The 19,119-nt window shown below is 43.3% G+C and carries 14 protein-coding genes and 1 pseudogene; 7 read left to right on the plus strand and 8 right to left on the minus strand.

The genetic code is table 11. From position 1 onward, the window contains the following. The coding region (locus AB4140_RS17400) for a VCBS domain-containing protein (protein ID WP_372001946.1) at window positions 1-4,239 on the plus strand (4,239 nt) is incomplete at its 5' end. A gap of 95 nt (window positions 4,240-4,334) precedes the next feature. Here the strand turns inward: AB4140_RS17400 and AB4140_RS17405 are convergent. The 6 genes and pseudogenes from AB4140_RS17405 to AB4140_RS17430 all read right to left on the minus strand — a co-directional run bounded on the left by AB4140_RS17405 (window position 4,335) and on the right by AB4140_RS17430 (window position 10,743). Beyond that, on the minus strand, window positions 4,335-5,324 hold the full coding sequence (locus AB4140_RS17405) for a lipid A deacylase LpxR family protein (protein WP_372001948.1): 990 nt from the start codon (window positions 5,322-5,324) through the stop codon (window positions 4,335-4,337). A 351-nt stretch (window positions 5,325-5,675) separates the two neighbouring features. Beyond that, window positions 5,676-7,181, minus strand: a complete 1,506-nt coding sequence (locus AB4140_RS17410) for an EAL domain-containing protein (RefSeq protein WP_372001950.1) — start codon at window positions 7,179-7,181, stop codon at window positions 5,676-5,678. 74 nt (window positions 7,182-7,255) lie between these two features. Then, a pseudogene (locus AB4140_RS17415) lies at window positions 7,256-7,483 on the minus strand (pseudouridine synthase); the annotation flags it as partial. Window positions 7,484-7,603: 120 nt separating this feature from the next. Beyond that, entirely contained in the window at window positions 7,604-8,569 is a 966-nt protein-coding gene (locus tag AB4140_RS17420) for a pseudouridine synthase (protein WP_303503271.1), read from the minus strand. 177 nt (window positions 8,570-8,746) lie between these two features. Next, window positions 8,747-9,349: an LON peptidase substrate-binding domain-containing protein gene (locus AB4140_RS17425; protein WP_102476537.1), complete on the minus strand. Its 603-nt coding sequence runs from the start codon at window positions 9,347-9,349 to the stop codon at window positions 8,747-8,749. A gap of 338 nt (window positions 9,350-9,687) precedes the next feature. Continuing rightward, the gene (locus AB4140_RS17430; protein ID WP_372001952.1) at window positions 9,688-10,743 is read right to left on the minus strand and encodes an alpha/beta hydrolase; all 1,056 of its coding nucleotides are present in this window, start codon (window positions 10,741-10,743) and stop codon (window positions 9,688-9,690) included. A gap of 158 nt (window positions 10,744-10,901) precedes the next feature. On the opposite strand from AB4140_RS17430, the gene AB4140_RS17435 reads away from it, so the two are divergent. The 3 genes from AB4140_RS17435 to AB4140_RS17445 all read left to right on the plus strand — a co-directional run bounded on the left by AB4140_RS17435 (window position 10,902) and on the right by AB4140_RS17445 (window position 15,186). Next, a complete protein-coding gene (locus tag AB4140_RS17435) occupies window positions 10,902-11,363 on the plus strand; it encodes a YhcH/YjgK/YiaL family protein (RefSeq protein WP_372001954.1) in 462 nt (153 codons plus the stop codon). Window positions 11,364-11,729: 366 nt separating this feature from the next. Beyond that, complete coding sequence (locus tag AB4140_RS17440; protein WP_372001956.1) at window positions 11,730-14,081, plus strand: aminotransferase class V-fold PLP-dependent enzyme; 2,352 nt, start codon at window positions 11,730-11,732, stop codon at window positions 14,079-14,081. A gap of 178 nt (window positions 14,082-14,259) precedes the next feature. Further along, window positions 14,260-15,186, plus strand: coding sequence for a manganese-dependent inorganic pyrophosphatase (locus AB4140_RS17445; protein ID WP_372001958.1), 927 nt, complete (start codon window positions 14,260-14,262; stop codon window positions 15,184-15,186). Window positions 15,187-15,301: 115 nt separating this feature from the next. Here the strand turns inward: AB4140_RS17445 and AB4140_RS17450 are convergent, their stop codons facing one another. Then, a complete protein-coding gene (locus tag AB4140_RS17450) occupies window positions 15,302-15,619 on the minus strand; it encodes a GRAM domain-containing protein (protein WP_102436583.1) in 318 nt (105 codons plus the stop codon). A 166-nt stretch (window positions 15,620-15,785) separates the two neighbouring features. Between AB4140_RS17450 and AB4140_RS17455 the strand changes: the two genes are divergently transcribed. From AB4140_RS17455 to AB4140_RS17465, 3 genes are all read left to right on the plus strand, one after another. After that, window positions 15,786-16,148 carry a DUF4156 domain-containing protein gene (locus AB4140_RS17455; RefSeq protein ID WP_303446426.1) on the plus strand — a complete coding sequence of 121 codons (363 nt, stop codon included), beginning with the start codon at window positions 15,786-15,788 and terminating at the stop codon, window positions 16,146-16,148. An 80-nt stretch (window positions 16,149-16,228) separates the two neighbouring features. Further along, complete coding sequence (locus AB4140_RS17460; RefSeq protein WP_372001960.1) at window positions 16,229-17,242, plus strand: aldo/keto reductase; 1,014 nt, start codon at window positions 16,229-16,231, stop codon at window positions 17,240-17,242. A 23-nt stretch (window positions 17,243-17,265) separates the two neighbouring features. Next, window positions 17,266-17,853 (plus strand): protein tyrosine phosphatase family protein, encoded by a 588-nt coding sequence (locus AB4140_RS17465; protein WP_241903463.1) that lies wholly within the window; start codon window positions 17,266-17,268, stop codon window positions 17,851-17,853. A 47-nt stretch (window positions 17,854-17,900) separates the two neighbouring features. Here the strand turns inward: AB4140_RS17465 and AB4140_RS17470 are convergent, their stop codons facing one another. Beyond that, entirely contained in the window at window positions 17,901-18,926 is a 1,026-nt protein-coding gene (locus tag AB4140_RS17470; protein ID WP_372001962.1) for a hypothetical protein, read from the minus strand. Between the last annotated feature and the right edge of the window lie 193 nt (window positions 18,927-19,119).

Genomic DNA, 19,119 nt, shown 5'->3' on the forward strand with positions numbered 1-19,119 from the left:
CCAGAAAAAGACTACAACGGCGCGGTGCACTTTAGCTATGACGTCAAAGATGCTCATGGAGGGGTCACCCATACAAGTGCCAGCATGACTTTAACTGCGGTTAACGACAACCCTGATGTGACGCCTTTAACCGACAGTGTCAGTGAGGGGGCCGATAATCATCACACCCTCAATCTGCTATTAGGTGCCACAGATAAAGAGGGCGACGCTTTAACCATCAGCCACCTTGAATATGCCATCGATGGTCAACCTCAGTCGAGCCAACTTCCAACGGGCATTACCTTAGATACTGATGGGCATACATTAATTGTTGATGCCACCAATCCCGCATTTAACCATTTGGCCAATGGTCAGTCGCAACAAATCGCTATCACTTATCAAGTAGAAGATGGCCATGGTGGAAGTACGCAACAAACCGCCACGCTTACGATTGCCGGCACAGATGATAAAGCCACACTGGTTTCTAATGTCATTCAGCTCACTGAAACACAAGCGCTGGATAGTGAATTTAAATTCTATAGAGGCCAGCTTCAGCTAATTGACCCTGATAGTGGTGATAACACTCAGTTTGTTTTTAGCGGGAAGTATTTAGGCCAAGGGGTTGAGCCTGGTCACCTTGATGTTTGGCCTAATGGCACTTATCAATTCAGATTAGAAGCTGTTACCAATCGTCATGCGGACGATCTCATTGGTAGCCTACATGCTGGCGAGTCGATGGAGCTCCCCTACGAAATCGAAACCAATGATGGTCAAAAGCTCACCATTATGGTGAAGGTGACCGGTGAAGATAACCAAGCAAAAATTGAAGTAACGCCCTACTCCAGCCTCAATAATCATGTTTACGAAGATCACACTTCCTTTGGCAATACCACTAATCAGCTCAGCAGTGGCGGCACGTTACAGGTGATTGACCCCGATCACGACCAAGCCGGTTTTATTGCACAAACCATCACCACCGCCGAAGGTGGTCGGTTCAATATCAACGCAAAGGGCCATTGGTCATACGATATTGACAATGATAAAGTCCAACATTTAGGCGCAGGGGAAAGCTTCCAGCAAACCTTTACCGTTGAATCTATTGATGGCAGTGCTAAAAAAGATATCACAGTGACCGTTCATGGCACCAATGATGCCCCAGTTGCATCAGCTGAAGTACGTTTAGCGAATGGCTTAGAAGATACCCAGATAGTCCTCACCCCAGCACAGCTACTGGCTAACACAACTGATATCGATGACAACGATATTGGCAAATTATCCATTGAAAACCTACAGGCCGACCATGGTTCGATATTAATTAATGGCGATGGCACCTTTACCTTTAGCCCAGAAAAAGACTATAACGGCGATGTCCATTTTAGCTATGACGTTAAGGATGCCCACGGTGGTGTGACCCATACAGCTGCTAGCACCACGCTCGCAGCGGTGAACGATGCAGCCCTGATCAATGGCCAGTCACAAGCATCATCGAACGTCGATATCTTCGAAGATGGTGCAACGAGTCGTCTGACGGGGCAGTTAACACTGACAGATGTCGACAGTGGCGAAAATCAGTTTGCCACAATCAGCCAGTTAGCGGGGCAGTATGGTTATCTGTCAATGGATCAGCAAGGCAATTGGTCTTATACCTTAGACAATTCACTCGCTACCACTAATGGTTTGGTTGCCGGGCAAGTTGTGACCGAAAGCTTTACCCTTACCTCACCGGACGGCACTGCTAGCCACACCATCAATGTGCAAATTCATGGCCATGATGACACGCCAAGCGTGAGCGTTAATGAAGGTGGCGCGGTTAAATCTCTCGATTTACTCGGTGGACTGAGCAGTGGCACTGTAAGCCACATGCAATTTTCGACCGACGGTGTTCATTACACTAATCAGGTACCCGATGGCTTTATGCTAGCAAGCGATGGCCATACATTACAGGTCGATCCGGCGCACAATAGCTACAACCATTTGGCCAACGGCATCGCCTTAAAAGTTGACATTAAGTATGAGCTACAACAAGGAGCTGGTAGCAATGTGCAGACATCGCAGCAGCAAGCTCAAGTCGTCGTCACAGGCACCAGTGATCGTCCAATCATCCACAGTTTTAACCCACATTCTCAGCAGAATAACGGCCCCGTTACAGGCAACTTACTGCAGGGGGCTACGGATGTTGATGATGGCGCACAGTTAGTGCTTGATGATATGCAATTTCAAGACCCAGTAACGCATCACTATGTAACGGTTCAAGCTGGGCAAACTCATAACATTACTGGTGTTGGGGTTATCGCAATTTCAGCCAACGGCGACTACACCTTTACCCCAAACAGTCAATTTAGCGGGCAAGTGCCTAATCTTATCTACCGCGTCACAGACACGAATGGTGATTATGCAGACAATAGTCAGAACAACTTAACTATTCATATAGACCCTTACCAAGCCCCGATCATTATTGCGCCATTAGCAGTCTCGCTGGCCCATGATACCGGCAGCTCGGCCACAGACTTGATCACTCAAGATGGGGCGCTTAGCATCTCAGGTCAAACCGCTGGAATGCAGGTGGAGTATTCCACAGATGGTGGTGCCCATTGGAGCAGCCAATTTACTCCTGTCGAGGGACTTAATCAGCTACAGGTAAGGCAAACTGACAACGCTGGGCACACATCAAAAGCCACCAGTATTGATTTTACGCTAGACACTAATGTAGCAGCGCCACACATTAGCCTTGACCCTATCACTGCTGATGACGTGCTCAATCAGGCCGAGCTCAGTGGCAGCGTGCCAGTCACTGGTACTGTGGGGAGTGAAGTCAGCGTTGGCGACAATATCACCCTTACACTAGGCACACACACTTACACTGGCGCCGTGGATGCACAACATAGATTCTCAATCGACATCCCAGCCAATCAACTGAGCAGCCACACCAACATTAGCGCATCAGTCACCATAACGGATACAGCAGGAAACAACGCTACTGCGACGGATAATCATCACTACAGCACCGATACTAACGCGGCCATTAGGGTTAACCCAATCACTAGCGACAATATCATTGAAGCCAGCGAACACCAGCAAGCGGTTGATATAACCGGTACAGTATCTGGCGTTGAAGATGGGCAAACGGTTACTGTAACGATTGCGGGTCAGCAGCATCAAGCCGTGGTAACTCAAGGCGCTTGGCACACTTCATTAACCGCAGCGGAGGTTCAGGCGCTGCCAGGGGGAACGGTTGATGTCACCGCATCTGTTCAAGATTTAGCGGGTAATTTAGCATCAATACACAGCCCTCTGTTTATTAGCGATAGCGCTAACCCTGTACCCACTTTGAGCTTTAAGACCCCCCCCACACCAACAGGTAGTGGTAGCATTGGCTCACATATCTCAGGCGATCTGGTTGCACCTCCAATAATACAACAGCTCAGCCCTAGTTTATCTGGCGCTGGGTGGGCAATCACTGATGGCCACGGTCATACTTCAACCAGTTTGCAAGGCCAATACGGTACCTTAAGCATCGATCCCGTAACTGGCCACGTGGACTATGTTTATAGGCAAGCTCCGACTGCCGGTAATAAGGCGACAGGCGGCAGCCATTGGGCAGGGCAAACCACTTCAGAAGAACATCATGACGTATTTCAAGTTGTGTATCATGATGCACATGCGTCCAATGTTGATGTCAAAGTGAATGTAGATGTGACTTATGTTCATGGCCACAGTGGTCATAACCAAACCTCTACTCACCTTGTTGGCATGACAATCACACCCGATACACCTGCCGCTCCGCCACCTGCAGCGGACATGAACGACGTACCTGACGACATAATGACTTTTAGCGCAAGCATCACTGAAGATGAACCTTCATTTGATGAGGTGCTAGCGCATATTGGCGCTGATGATGAAAGCAGCCCCGAGCATCCCGAAGGTGCTCATTCACTTAACCAGTCCGGGGCGAGTTCTCCTATTGATCACTATCTACAGATGGTAGGCGTTAGTCATGCTGATATGAATCCAACTCCACAAGCAACAGTAGTGAATGATTTAGCTAATGTGGCGGAAACACTAGCGGCACCTGATGCCGATATGTTAGATGCCAATCAGGTCGACGCTTTTGAAAACCCGTTAGATGATGATAACCATCAGCAGCATAAAGATGAGTTATTGGCAGATTTAAATGACCAACCTGATCAAAGTGATACTAATCAGGCTAATGACGATGATTTGCTACATCAAGCATTAAATGACATGCACAATCAGGTCTAAAAAACTTTAGTCATAATAACTCTGTAATAGACTGAAAAGGCGCACCATGATGAATCATGGTGCGCCTTTTAAACATCGTTTTTTTATAGCCAGAATTACAACACTTTAGTATAGCTAATCACGCCGTAGCCATGCCAGTCATCGACATCTGATTGATATTCTTTGCTATAAAAATCAAAGCTCCAACTCACAGACCATGTGGGAAATGCCCATATCACCCCTAAACTTGCTTGCGCTTGTTCATGCTTGATTTCAAGCGATGAGTCATAGGGTAAATCACCATCAATGGTTAAATCATTAAACCGATATCCAGCCTGCACCCTTGCATAAGCCGTCCAGCTACCATCAGAGTTAGCGGAATGAGTATAATTTCCTAAGTGACCAGCCTGACTTGAAAGTTGGCCAAAGGTTTGGTCTAAGTCATCACCCCAACGCAAGGTGAGACCGACACTCGATTGAGAACGAAAATTCCCAGCCATCGAATGATTAAATGCGCTTAAATCCCACTGACTATTTTCAAATGCTTGCTGACGAGTGAGTAAAGCTTCGACTTCATAGGCAAGTTGAAATGTCAGCTGATTCTCTATTTGATAATCCCAGCCACCCGGTTTAGTTGATGAGGTAATTTTATGCACCACTGATTGCAGCATTTCAGCCCCTGACGCAGGTCCCATAACACCAACAGACAACCAATTTTTTTGTGCCAGTGATGGGCTAAACACACCGGTATAACTTTCTAACTCCAATAGACCGGCATAAGGTCTTTCTTCTGATTGTGGATAGTCATAGGCGATTTCAATTGGGGTCCACATTCGGCTATATAACTGAGCCCCACGGTGTGTTTGCTGTGTTTGTTGAGGGAATAATAGTGCCGATTGCCATTGAAAGACCGATGAGGCCGCTGAAAAATTTTGTTCTGGCTTTGCATGCCAACCAATAACAAAACCATTGGAATAATCACCATCTGCGCCGGTAACGATATCATTATCAAAGCTAAAATAAAGTTGATCTGCTGTTACGCTAATCGGCGCTAAACTCGCTGATAACAGCAATACACCTGCCGCATTTAGGCTTTTTCTGCTCAATATACCCCCCTTATCAAATACGTCAGTTCACTACGTTAGCTCGACAACGTAAAGTTATCACCAAAATCTAAACATTACTGTCATTAAAATGAGTAAGCGATTTTAGTTTACCTCTTTAGCCTCCCCACTCAATGATTACTAATTAAGCAGCCTCGGCAACGGCTTTTATAGTCAGCTCGCTCTACAAAGCATTCCAATTTAAGCCATATTTATGCAATTTACATTTCATTTAGCACCATAAAACGCCAAACATTACCAGATGTAACCATTAAATTACTGACAATAAAAAGCCGCGATTCACTCGCGGCTACATACGTTAAAATAAGCACTGGTCGCTAATATCATTCACTGTTAATGGCTGTAACCAGCACAAAAATCATCAAATGATAAAGGTTTAGAGAACACATAGCCTTGAATAGAGTAAACACCATGCTCACTTAAATAAGCCACTTGCTCATGGCTTTCTACACCTTCTGCAATGATGTTTAAATTGGATTTTTGCGCAAATGAAATAATAGCTTCAATGGTTTTCGCATTAAAGTTATCTTGATGACCGATAGTATCAACAAACATTTTGTCAATTTTGAGGGTACTAATGCCTAAATTTTGCACATAGCTAAAACCACCATAACCAGTGCCGGCATCATCTAATTTTAAATCTATGCCGATAGCATAAAACTTATCTAACATTTTACGCGCAGCAACTAAGTCACTAATAGGATGACGCTCAGTGATTTCTAATGAAATGCGATGTTGTTTCAACTCGCCTGATTCAACAACGCCTTTTAGCAATTGATACAAATCATCATTATCTAAATGTTCTGGCACAATATTAACGCTAAAAAATAATGGTTCTCGTGTAACCGCAAGTTGCTTAACATCATTAAAAACATGCGCCAACAACACCTTGGTCATATCAACAATTAAGCCATTGGCTTCTGCGTAAGGAATAAACTGATTCGGTGGCATTAAACTGCCATCTTGCCGTTGCCAACGCATGAGCACTTCTGCGCCAATGACTTTTTGACTGCGAGAATCGACAATAGGCTGATAAAAAGGAATAAACTCAGACCGCTTAATCCCTTGAATAATTTGGCTATGAACAGATTGACTATGGTTAAACCATAAACGGGCGATATACGTGACCCAAGCAGCCAAAATGCTGGCAATGATTAAAACAATCCACCAAGAAAAGTAGGTATATTGCTCATAAAACTCACGATTACCTGATAATTCAAAGGTTGCGTCAAAATAGTCGGTGGTTAAGTTAACCGCCTCACTCACGTAATAATCACCATCAAAGCTTTCAAAACCAAATGTTAAAAAAGGACTCGAATCGAACGATAATCGATATTCTAAACATTTCTCGCAGCTCATCGGAACAAAATAACTCGGCTCTAACGGGAGTATGCTCGCGGCGTAAAAAATATCCCCCATATTGCGAATAAGCACTAATTCCAGATTCTGATCACTTTCAGACTCTAGTATCCCTAAACTATAGGTTTGACTAATTTGATGATGTTTCACATTGTGAATTTCTCGAATAATCTCGTTAGATTCACAATATATATTTAGCTCTTTCGTTACGCCAATCCAACGAATAAAGCTTGCACCAAATACTGCGCGCTTTAACTGCGCCTCAGCCTGTGGGGTACACTCGAATGAATCAAAAGTGATTTCGGGTAATTCATTTAATTCTGCCGCACTGGTTTTAATTAAGTGCTCAAACTTATCCGTTAAAATTGCTGCGTCACGGGCAATGACTTGTTTAGCCAAGAAATGATCGACACTATTCAACAAAGCAATACTTAATAGCAGTGCAATTAAAAAAATTAGGCCGTATTTAACTCGTTCCATGACAGCACCTAAATCCTATAAATTAGTCACAATATAACCTGACTGAGTTAGTTCCGGTAGTGTAAACATCTATATTAGTTGAAATTTAATTCATTACAGTGCCAATCATTACTTTGCTGTGTAATAGGATCAATAAACTGTAATCGTTGTGCCAATAACTTTAGTGGATTAGCAAAGTTATCTGGTCCTTTCGGTTGTAGCACAGGGTAAAACCTGTCGTTAAGCAATGGCATACCAATGCTTTGCATATGCACTCTTAATTGATGAGTTTTACCTGTAATCGGACTAAGCTCAAACAAACCACTAATAGTGAGTCATTGGTCGACAGTCGTTCGTCACAGCTCATAAAATTCATATATTCAGCGCACTAAACAGTTATCGCTGCGCGTGACTCATGCTGATATAGCATTTAATCAAGCAGGTTAAAGATCAAATTCAGCTTCATAGCCTTCGCAGCTCAGCTGACGCTCAATATGGCTAATCGGGTCAATAAACTGCAGTGATTTAGCAATTAACCGTAACGGTTTTGAAAAATCATCGGCACTCTTTGGCGCTAAAGTAGGATAATTAGTATCGTTTTCTAACGGCATTCCCAACGACATCATGTGTACCCTAAGTTGATGCATTTTCCCGGTGATCGGGCTCAGCTCAAATAAACCTTTATCGCCTTTTATGGCAATAAGGCTAATTTCAGAATGGGTATTGGGCTCACCTTCGGTCACTTTCATTAAAAAGCTTGGGGTTGAGCGCACCATCCTATTTTTAACCGTCCAGTGTATTGGCAAGGTTAATTCACCCGCTTGGGATTGTGCCAATAGTGCCGCTGTTAACTTAGCAATCGCTTGATATTGCTTTGTAATTTTGCCATCACTAAAAAGAGCATGATACGCATGCCTAGACTCAGGGTTAACTGTCATTAGCATGACGCCTGCAGTTGGCCTATCAAGGCGGTGGGCAGGAGTTATAGTGTCAATGCCGGTGGCAATCCTGAGCCTATGGATTAAGCATTCATTAACAAAGTTTCCGCTGGGGGTTACTGGCAAAAAGTGTGGTTTAAACACCAGCATACAATGCTCATCTTGATGCAAAATTTTCTGCACAAAAGGGATCTTGGTTTCCGCTGTCACTTCTCGGTAGTAATACACCCTTGTTGCAGGTCTATAGGCAGTATCGACAGTAATTAAGCTGCCATCTGCCCAATGCACTTTGCCGTCCTCAATCCGCTTTAACCACACTTGCGGTGGGATTTGCGCAAAATGCGACACTAAAAATTCCACCACGGTTTTTGGCGCTGTTGAACTTGCAGCTGCATTTTTCGAAGGATGAGTCAGTTGTGGTAACACCACATAAGAAGGTTGTGCAGCTCTAGCTGAGGTATCAGAAGACATAGTTACAATGATTAGTGACTTACATATCCCGTCAGTATAACGGACATGAGTAATATAAATGAACCTAAGCTTTCCTGTTAACGAGCCACTTGAAGTAAAATCCAGCACAGTTAGCCCAAACTTGGCGAGTTAAATACAATCACAGCGACTTGCTCGTCATTGCTGTAAAGCGGTAACTTAGGCATCTACATGGGACTTTAATAGCTGCAGCACAAAAGCCATAGTCTTGTGGCAATTAGGTTGCTCAACAAGCTGTAATTTATCCTTGTTATACATAGGTAACACTTCTAACCAACGCTGGCTTACCCAGGTGGCATCTTCTAAATGCACCTGATTATATAATTCCAATAAATCAGGGTTTACCTCATAGAATTGCTCTAAAGCGGCACTGATAATTTCAAACTTTTCGCCTATGGGTTCATCTTGCCAATTTTGACAGGCTAATGTGCGCGCAATCCAACTTCCATCCCTTAGTTGCGCCGCAGACAGAATTTTTACCCTTTGGCGACCTTCAATCACAATACTTAATGAGTCATCGTCGAGTTGATGAAAGTCGATAATCTCACACTCTGTTGCTGTGCTATAACATGGCGGACTGCTATTACCTTTACCGCTACTTTTACCGCTACTTTTGCTCGCAGCTAAGGCTAAGCGGTAGTCTCCTTTCAGCACACTAGCAACCATTAACAGCTGATTTGGCGATACCACTCTGATCTCTTGGCGGCCGCCAGGAAGAATAACCGCCTCTTGAATAACCAAGGCCATTTCTAATGTTTTCATAGCAGCCTCCAGACCATAGAAATGCTGATAAATATTCATTTAGGGCTTACACCACAAGGCGCAGCATATTTATATCGCCGATGACAACTAGCTCGCTTCAGCCTATATAATCAACTAGTTGTCACAGATATGAGCAAATTAAGTTTAGTGCTTGATAGTTTATTTGCTAGTCACCATCCGCTTATCATTCTTTTTAATGATAGCTGTAATTAACAAATAACGCAGACTTAAGCGATTAATTATTAGACAGGGTGTTTTACGAAATAGTTTCAAAAAGCGATCAGATAGCGCTTAAGATAACCCTTAAATAGGAGGTTAAAAACAATCAATAAAGCAGCTTAAAGCCGCTCTAAATGACTCATCACCGACTGGTTTTCAATGATGCCGGCAAACTCAATCGCCAGTTGCTCACTGCGCTTAACTGACTCGCGCCAATAAGCGATACGACTGTCGCTATCAAGCTTTTTAAAGTCTTCACGATCAGGAATTTTCTGGTAAGGCAAAGAAGCAATAAACTCTGGGGTCGGCGCCAGGATCAGCGCATTATGATAATGCTTTTTAGCACGGCGCCATTTTAGTGATTTATCGAACCAGCCAGGGCTCATGTAAGGATAAAAGTGCGGATATAAACTTAAGCCTTCTGCGGCAGGTAAAGGCATATCAAAGTGATAATCAGTAATGCCGCCATCGTAATAATGACCGTCACTAACGCCATTGATTTGGGTCACTGGCGAGAGCAGTAATGGAATAGAGCCAGTGGCTAGCAGCACTTGATTGATATTACTGCGAGTTAATTGAGCATGCTCGGTGGGCAGATCGGATAATTGTGAAAAAGGCGATTTAACTTGCTGATGACTAAATACCAGTCTTTCAAAGTGCCAAGCTAAACTGCGACGGCTAGCAGCATTAGACACTGCAGTAGCAGCCAGCCCCATTGCTAATTTTCCCTTGGAACGCCCAGCATTTAAATGCTTGGCCTTACACACCACAAAATGACTTTGAATAATACGGTTATTGACTATATCCATGGCGCCATTAGCACCTAATATGCCAGCAATAATTCGCTCTACCTGCTCAGTCACCTCTTGACGAGAAGGCACAGTCTCGTAGCGCTGATCGATATAATAGTCTTCAAAGCGATGATAGGCCTCTAACGGATTCTTTTGCGCTAAACAGCTTAAACGCCAGGCTCCAGATGAAGCACCCATGGTATAAAGTGGTGCTTGCCTGTCACTAAAAAACTCACTGAACAAGTATTTATCGAGCCCTGCGACGCCAATCCATTTGGGGCCACCTGATGCTGCAAACAATTGAGTAAACATCGACTGCTGTATGCCGTTTTGTTCAATTTGTTCAAATGCCGTTTTGCCTGCTAATAATCGTAATGCTGCCACTTGATATCCTATTCATGTCAACCGCACTATCATCATAACCAACTGATCGCCGCTTTGTCTAAGCTGATTATTTTCACAGCCCTGTATAAATATATCTGTCATGGTGCAGCATGCTAAATTAAGCGATAATGACTTATCTTAACTTTTAGAGACTTATCATGATTGTCGATACCCTAGCAAATCATCAGCTTTATCATGCTATTAGCCCAAGATTAGCCACTGCACTTGCTCACCTCGCAGCCACTGATTTTAGCCAATATGAATTAGGTAATTACCCCATTGAAGGCAAAGATATATTTGCTATCGTCAATGATTACCAAACTAAGCCGAAACACACCGAGTCTTTTGAAAGTCATCAGCGTTATATTGATGTGCAATTTGTGGTTAGCGGTGAAGAAGAATTTGGCTATTTACCACTTGCAGATCAAGCGCCGTTAGCGCCTTATCACAATGAGCATGATTACAGTAAGTACGATTATGAAGCCAATAAAGCTAATGCGGCTTTTATACCCTTAAAGGCGGGTATGTTTGCGATTTTCTTCCCTGAAGATATGCATATGCCCAGCACCAGTGATACAGCCAAAGATGTCAGAAAAGTAGTCATCAAAGTGAGAGTTTGAGTTTCAGTCAGCTGTTGAGTTTACGTCTGCTTCAAAATCTGAAGCAAAACTTAAGCCTAGTCTGCTCATCACAAATAAAAAGGGAATAAGCGCTAACCGCCTTGTTCCTTTTTTTTATCGTTCTTAAAATCAATAACAAAACAACTTCAAATCTTAGTTCACTCTAGTGACCTTTGGTTCCATACAAAGTTGCCGCCACACCAATTTAAAAACTCTCTTTACTAAAATGACAATTTATAGCTGTATTTTTTAATCTAAGCAAAAATGTGATCTTGATCGTTGTTATTAAACTGTTAATATAACCACAAGAAATTAGTTATAACTAAAAGCTATATAACAACTAATCAACATGCGAGTCTTACCCCTATGAAAAGCGCCACTGAACTAAGCCAAATATATCTCGATGCTAATGCCACAACTCCTGTGCTACCCCAAGCTGCAACGGCAGCATTAACTACAATGGAAACCCTATTTGGTAACCCAAGTAGTAGCCATATCAGCGGCCTTAAAGCCAAAAACCTGATGGAGCAAACTCGGGTAAAAGCTAAACAAGTGATTGGCGCTGACACAGGTACCGTAATTTTTACCAGCGGCGCCACAGAAGGGATTCAAACCGCGATCATTTCCGCCTTAGTCGCGGCTAAAGCTGCCGCTAAAACTAGCCTCAAGCAAGATCAAACATACAGCTTGTTATATGGCGCCACTGAGCATAAAGCGGTGCCAGAATCCTTAAAGCATTGGAATGCCATTCTTGAAATAAACGCAGAAATTAAAGCGATCCCCGTTGATCATATGGGTAAACTTGATCAGGACTTTATTGCTAAAGAAGCGCCCAATGCATTAATGATTTGCACCATGGCAGTAAACAATGAAACCGGGGTTTACCAAGACTTAACTCAGCTTGATCGCATCATCCGCCAAGCTAACCCTGATATTTATTGGTTAGTTGATTGTGTCCAAGCACTGGGTAAAACGGCATTAAACTTAGCCAACACCAGTATCGATTACGCGCCTTTTAGCGGCCATAAACTGTATGCCCCTAAAGGCATTGGCTTTGTTTACATCCGCGAAGGTGCTCCATTTACGCCGATTATTGCTGGCGGCGGCCAAGAAAGCGGCCTGCGCTCGGGTACTGAAAACCTGCCCGGAATGGCAGCCATAAGTGTCATTTTCGATATGCTGTTAAATAACTCGCAATCGATGGGTAAAAACCAGTTTGCCGATGTCGACACCTTAAGGGCTTATCAACAACAATTAATTGATACCCTTAAAAGTGCTTTTCCTGCTGTAGTGTTTAACCACAGTTTTAGCAATAGCGTGCCAACAACCATCAACTTTGCTATTGCAGGCTTTAGTAGCAAAGAGATTATGGATTTATTTGATGCCGCCAATATTCGCGTCAGTTCAGGCTCTGCTTGTTCATCAAAAGTCACCCGTAGCTTTGTATTAGATGCCATGGGATTACCCAAGTGGCAAAGCGAGTCAGCCATCAGAATGTCTTTTGGCCCCGCCATGACTCAAACGCAGGTGGATGAAGCCTGCATCAGAATTCAATCTGCCGCCAATGCATTAACCCATAGCTGTATGATTTTAGACAGTGGTGAAATAAGCGAAAAACAGCCATTAAATGGTTTGGTTCAATTACGCTCAGGCCCGAGCTGTAGTTGGATTTATGCCGATCAACAAAGTAAGCAAGCAATCATCATCGATCCACTGCCAGAACTAAATGAACGCTTAGATACCCTATTGCAGTGTCAGCAACTTGAATTAGTGGCGGTGATCGACACCCATGGTCATGCCGATCATGTCTCTAGTCGCCAATACCTTGCCGACAAACATTTGCCGGATCAATTAAGCGATCATTTAGGCTGGCCGCAAAACTGCAGCAACGTCACCCAAGCGGGCGAGTTGTTTGAGTACATCACTATTGGCAATCAAGCACTGCTGAAAGTTGCCACCCCAGGCCATACCGCCGACAGTATTAGCTTGCTGTTATGTGACCCATTTTCTAATGAATTACCTAATAAATCGACTGATGAATTACCTAAGGCAGTATTAAGCTCTAAACCACTTAGCCAGCAATGCCGCTTTGCCTTTGCTGGCGACACGATTTTAATGGGCAGTCTCGGCAGAACTAACTTTGACAGCAGCTGCGCTAAAGCGATGTTTACCAGCCTTAAGCGACTGCATCAGCTTATCGGTGACAACACCCTGATTTGTGCCAGCCATGACTATAACAATGAGTTTACGACCTCATTAGCAGCTGAATCTAGCCGTAATGCACTGCTGGCCAACACCTTAAATGGCCAATTAAGCCAAAGCCAATTTGAAAGCCTAAAAGCCCAGCTTGATAGTCAGTTGTGTGATGAGTCAGGCAGTGAAATTCTTTGCGGCGCATTGCCAGCTAACGCTGCAGCTAAAGTGAATATTACCGAATACAACACAGAGAGCTTAACCAGCGCTTTATCAGCACAGCAAGTTAGCGTCATCGATATTCGTGAGCCCCATGAATACGCGCTGCAACCCACCAGTAGCACCACTGAGAATGTGCCACTAACCCGCTTAGTGCAGTTTATTCAGCAGCATCAACACCAAAAGCACAAGCCGTGGGTTTTAGTGTGCCGCAGTGGTAGCCGCTCCATGGTGGCCGCCCAAGCCATGCAGCGTTTAGGCTTTGATAATATTGCCCACCTTAAAGGTGGTTATGCTTTAAGTTAACAGCCATTGTGAATGCATTGACCACTGAGTAAATAACTAGTCAATAGCTGACAACTTAAGATGAATATTGCTTGATTTGAATCGCCTCAGGACGTTCTCTGGGGCTTTTTTATTGGTAAAGATTGGTCAGGCGGTTATTTCTTGTTAAAATCGCTGAAAATTTATAGGAGCGTACCAAATGGCAATGTATGTTGTGGGTCATAAGATCCCTGATTCAGATTCAATCTGCGGTGCAATCGCACTTGCTTACTTAAAAAATCAAATTGAAGACCCTGCTATTGCAGCCCGTCTTGGTGAACTTTCACCTGAGACAGCGTATATCTTAGATAGATTTGGTTTTGAAGCACCAGAGTACAAAACAAGCTACGCTGGCGAAGAAGTGTATATCGTTGATCACTCTGAATTAACTCAAGCACCAGATGATATTGCCGAAGCAACCATCGTAGGTATTGTTGATCACCATAAATTAGGTGACTTAACCACTTCTACTCCGCTTGAGTGTTGGATCCGCCCAGTAGGTTGTAGTAACACAGTGATTAAAATGATGTACGATTTCTACCAAGTAGAAATCCCAGCTAACATTGCTGGCATCATGATGTGCGCTATTTTAAGTGACACTGTGATTTTCAAATCTCCAACCTGTACTACTGCTGATATCCGCTGCGTTGAAGCATTAGCTGAAATTGCCGGTATTGAAGACTTCAAAGCAGTGGGCATGGAAATGTTCAAAGTTAAATCAGCTGTTGAAGGTACGCCAGCACGTGACTTAGTCATGCGTGATTTTAAAGACTTCAACATGAACGGTAACCTAGTCGGTATCGGTCAATTAGAAGTTATCGACTTATCAGTATTTGACGATATCAAAGCTGATTTAGAAGCTGATATCGCAGCGCTGAAAGCTGAAGGTAACCGTCACAGCGTATTATTATTGCTAACCGATATCATGAAAGAAGGCTCAGAAATGTTAGTGGTTTCAGATGACGCTGACTTAACTGAAAAAGCCTACGGTAAAGCAACCGTTGAAGGCCGAGTCTGGCTAGACGGTGTATTAAGCCGTAAGAAGCAAGTGGTGCCATCGCTACAAGATGTATTTGCTAACGCTTAATATGCGTTTTTAGCAATATAGCGAGTCGCCCAACTAAAAAGCTGAATCAATGATTTAGCTTTTTATTAGCCTAAATTCATCAGTAAGCGGTTCTCACATAGCTTAAGGTAATGAGTTAACGATTCAATCGCTCCAGCCATTCAGCAGAGTCAGCCACCATAAATTTATAGGACTGATGGTTTTTAAGTTCCACTTTAATCGCATCTGCGGTAAGGGGTAACACTCCACCACCGGTCCCCCAACATTTTTCAACACTAACAATATCCTCAAGGTCTATCTCATAAGGACCCATTTCAAAGATTTTATTAAAGGCTTCAAAACATAACCGTGTTTCAGTCAAATATAGTTGTCCATCACCGCTAAAGGCACCGTTTTGCGCAGTAGCAAAAGTAGACTTAATCACGGTTTCATTGGCTAAATTGATGCTACCCATGTGTATATCCCTATGTTTACTCTTTCATGAAACAGTGAACGCCAACATGCTGATTGCATAGCGAAGCTTAACCAAGTAAGTTGACTTTAACTCTACTACGCTGCTGATTAAGTATAGACTTGCTATATGAACATGGCGTAATTAACAGCAAATTTTTAAGGCCTATATGAATCCAGTCAATCGCAGTGCCAGATTAATGGGGTTATTAATGATACTCATGCCAATAGGACTCACGGCTTGTATTAACGTCCCTCATTATCAAAGCGAACATGTGCAAATTTTATGGCAAGGACAACAGCTTGATGATTGCCAACTAAAAGGGCCAATAATTGGCTCCCAAGGGCATTGGTATGATTACTTGTTTATTTCGAATAAGGATTTAACTCAAGGGGCGATTAATCAGCTGAGAAATGAAGCATTAACGCTAGGGGCAAATACGGTTTATTTGCTTAAGCCGCAGTCGTTTACCACTTCAGTGACGATATTGGGCAATGCTTATAATTGTTCTAGTGCTGTAGATTTGAAGTAAAGATTTAAAACAGATATTTAAAACACGCCTTAAATTCAAAGCTAATTCAATTTAGTAACAATTCATTTGCAGGATAATAAATGATTACCCACGAACCAAACCCTCAGTACATTGCCAGCGCCGAACGCTATCAAAAAATGGCTTATGCCCGTTGTGGTAACAGCGGTATTCGCTTGCCAAAAATTTCATTAGGCTTATGGCAAAACTTTGGCGCATCAGACCCCCAATCGAATGCGAGAAACATCCTGCAAACAGCTTTTGATGCCGGTATTACCCACTTTGATTTAGCCAATAATTATGGTCCCCATTACGGCGCGGCGGAGTCCACTTTTGGTGATATTTTCAAACAAGACTTTAAGCCATATCGAGATGAGTTAATCGTTTCTAGTAAAGCGGGTTACGACATGTGGCCAGGGCCTTATGGTATTGGCGGCTCGAGAAAATATTTGATCGCTAGCTGCGATCAAAGCCTTAAACGTACTGGGCTAGATTACTTTGATATTTTTTATCATCACTGCATGGATCCTGACACTCCCATTGAAGAAACCATGCAAGCGCTAGATTATATTGTCCGCTCAGGCCGGGCGATGTATGTGGGTATTTCAAGTTATCAGCCAGCAGAAACGCTGCAAGCGATCAGTATCTTAAAACAGCTAGGCACGCCATTATTAATCCACCAGCCACGCTACAATATGTTTGATCGCTGGATTGAAGATGGCTTAACCGAGGTATTAAAAGATCAAGGCGTTGGCTCAATTGTATTCTCGCCATTGGATCAAGGTGTGCTCACTGATAAATACCTCCATGGTATTCCCAAAGACTCGCGGGCAGCCCAAGCCCATCAAATCTATTTAGCTGATAACGATCTAACTCCAGAGAAAATCGCCAAAGTGCAGGCATTAAATACCATTGCCCAAACCCGGGATCAATCTTTAGCGCAAATGGCGATCGCATGGAACCTTAACAATGATGCGGTAACCAGTTGCTTGATTGGTGCAAGTCGCCCAGCACAAGTTCTCGATTCGGTGGCCGCACTAGATAACCTTAACTTTAGTGCAGCTGAATTAGCCGCCATTGATGACATTGTTATGTAATTGCTCAAATCCAAGGATTACAGATGAAAGGATTACAGATGAAAAACAGCATCATGGGAGCCGCGTTAATGACAATGGTAACCAGTAGCTTATTAAGCGTTAGTTTAGTCAATCCTGCAGCGGCGCAAATTGACCCAAGCCAGCTTGATAACATCAAAGCGCTCAAGCTCAATAACAGCCAAGTGATAACCGCAGGCTTGCCCACAGCAGAGCAATTTCAGACGCTTAAAAATTCAGGGGTAGAGGTGGTGATCAATTTAATCCCCAAAAACAACTCAAACTATTTGGCGGCTGAAGACAAACTGGTCACAGATGCAGGTATGGTTTACCACAACATTGAAGTCGACTGGCAGCAGCCCACCATGGAAGATGTAGCGCAGTTTATTAGCATCATGGAGCGCAATAACGATAAATCAATTTTAGTCCATTGTGCGTTAAATTATCGCGCCTCAGCTTTTTACTATTTATATCAACTGAGCCAAGGCGCTGATCACTCAGACAATGCCATGAGCCAAGCGTTATCACCTTGGGGCGATTTACCCCAAAGCTTTGCTAAATATCCGCAATGGAAGCGCTTAATCGATGAGGTGCGCGGCAAATATCAGCAATAAATACTGATATTTCAACAGTGAGTTTTTCAGTAGCTAGCTTTCAGTAGTTAGTGATCAGAACTCGCCAATACAGCAGCAATATTTACTTCATATATTGGCGCTGGGCTGCCCTCTGAGGTGATATAAAAACGGCTGGCATCGTGATTAAAACTCACCGCTTCTGCTTGAAATAGTTTCGGAAAATCAATGATTGTTGGCGTAGTTGATAACAGTGATAAAGCGCCTGTGGGCTGTTGCTGCTTATAGTAATAAGCGTGACCATAGGTTAACACTACCGCAGATAAGCCATCCTTTGAAAAGCTCATTGCTGTCGAGTTTCCGGCAAAAAGTGCTAAGCGTATACTGCCGAAATAATCTGAGAATGATTCTGGTAATGCCGGCGGTGCCCCTAAAGGTGTTGCCACTAGCGTGTCCCTTTCTTGCTTAGGTAATGGCATAGGTAATTGCGAAGGAAATTCTGAAGGCAATAACGCCGGTGATTGCGCTAACTGTAACGGTAACGGCAATTGATATAGGGTTTGTGGGGTGTGCCGCTTACTCAGTAATACAATTTGCTGGTTAACCACATCAACAGCAACAGACTCACAATCCTTTGGACCATCTGGGTAATTAAATGCCAGTGACACAAGCGGGGTGACCTTAATTGATGCGGCCAATTCAAGTTTGCTGACATCTGGCTCTGCAATGATATGAATAAAATACTGACTTCGATTGGCACGATTATCACCGACATCGGCGATTAACAGATACGCTTTACCATCGATAATAAACGAGCTCATATCTTCCCAATCGATATTTTTTACCCCTTCAATGTTCACCGTCGCCAGCACGTCACCGGATAAATTTATCGCATACACTGCGGCGCTATCGCCGCCATCATTGTGCAGCCACAGCACATCATGGTGTATATTTGAGTAAGCTAAGCCACTGGCTTCAGCAATTTTTTTATGGCTAATATTGCCCACTTGGCTAATGTTAGCTTGCTCGGTTTTGACCGAACACGCCGTAATAGCAAGGGCAAATACTAAATACAAACAGAGACGTAAAAATTGAATTTGAAATTTTGCGGCCATGTGTCAAACCTAATCCATTAGCTGAGATGCGAAATTTGATAATGACACAGTTAGCGTAATATTTAACCGCCTTGCTAATATTTAAATCTAGACTGTGCTAGAAATAGATTAAATTCGATCTAAAAACAAACAAACAGACAGTGATAAATTAATCTTCAATTGGCTAATTTACGGGTTTTTCCCTTGGCCATTT

This window comes from Shewanella sp. 10N.286.51.B2, assembly GCF_041469265.1.
Taxonomy (GTDB): Bacteria; Pseudomonadota; Gammaproteobacteria; order Enterobacterales; family Shewanellaceae; genus Shewanella.

Coding starts and splice junctions, on each gene's coding strand:
- AB4140_RS17450 (WP_102436583.1), bottom strand. CDS start 15,619: ATGGGTAGCATCAATTTAGCCAATGAAACCGTGATTAAGTCTACTTTT.
- AB4140_RS17455 (WP_303446426.1), top strand. CDS start 15,786: ATGAATCCAGTCAATCGCAGTGCCAGATTAATGGGGTTATTAATGATA.
- AB4140_RS17460 (WP_372001960.1), top strand. CDS start 16,229: ATGATTACCCACGAACCAAACCCTCAGTACATTGCCAGCGCCGAACGC.
- AB4140_RS17440 (WP_372001956.1), top strand. CDS start 11,730: ATGAAAAGCGCCACTGAACTAAGCCAAATATATCTCGATGCTAATGCC.
- AB4140_RS17465 (WP_241903463.1), top strand. CDS start 17,266: ATGAAAGGATTACAGATGAAAAACAGCATCATGGGAGCCGCGTTAATG.
- AB4140_RS17410 (WP_372001950.1), bottom strand. CDS start 7,181: ATGGAACGAGTTAAATACGGCCTAATTTTTTTAATTGCACTGCTATTA.
- AB4140_RS17420 (WP_303503271.1), bottom strand. CDS start 8,569: ATGTCTTCTGATACCTCAGCTAGAGCTGCACAACCTTCTTATGTGGTG.
- AB4140_RS17435 (WP_372001954.1), top strand. CDS start 10,902: ATGATTGTCGATACCCTAGCAAATCATCAGCTTTATCATGCTATTAGC.
- AB4140_RS17425 (WP_102476537.1), bottom strand. CDS start 9,349: ATGAAAACATTAGAAATGGCCTTGGTTATTCAAGAGGCGGTTATTCTT.
- AB4140_RS17470 (WP_372001962.1), bottom strand. CDS start 18,926: ATGGCCGCAAAATTTCAAATTCAATTTTTACGTCTCTGTTTGTATTTA.
- AB4140_RS17445 (WP_372001958.1), top strand. CDS start 14,260: ATGGCAATGTATGTTGTGGGTCATAAGATCCCTGATTCAGATTCAATC.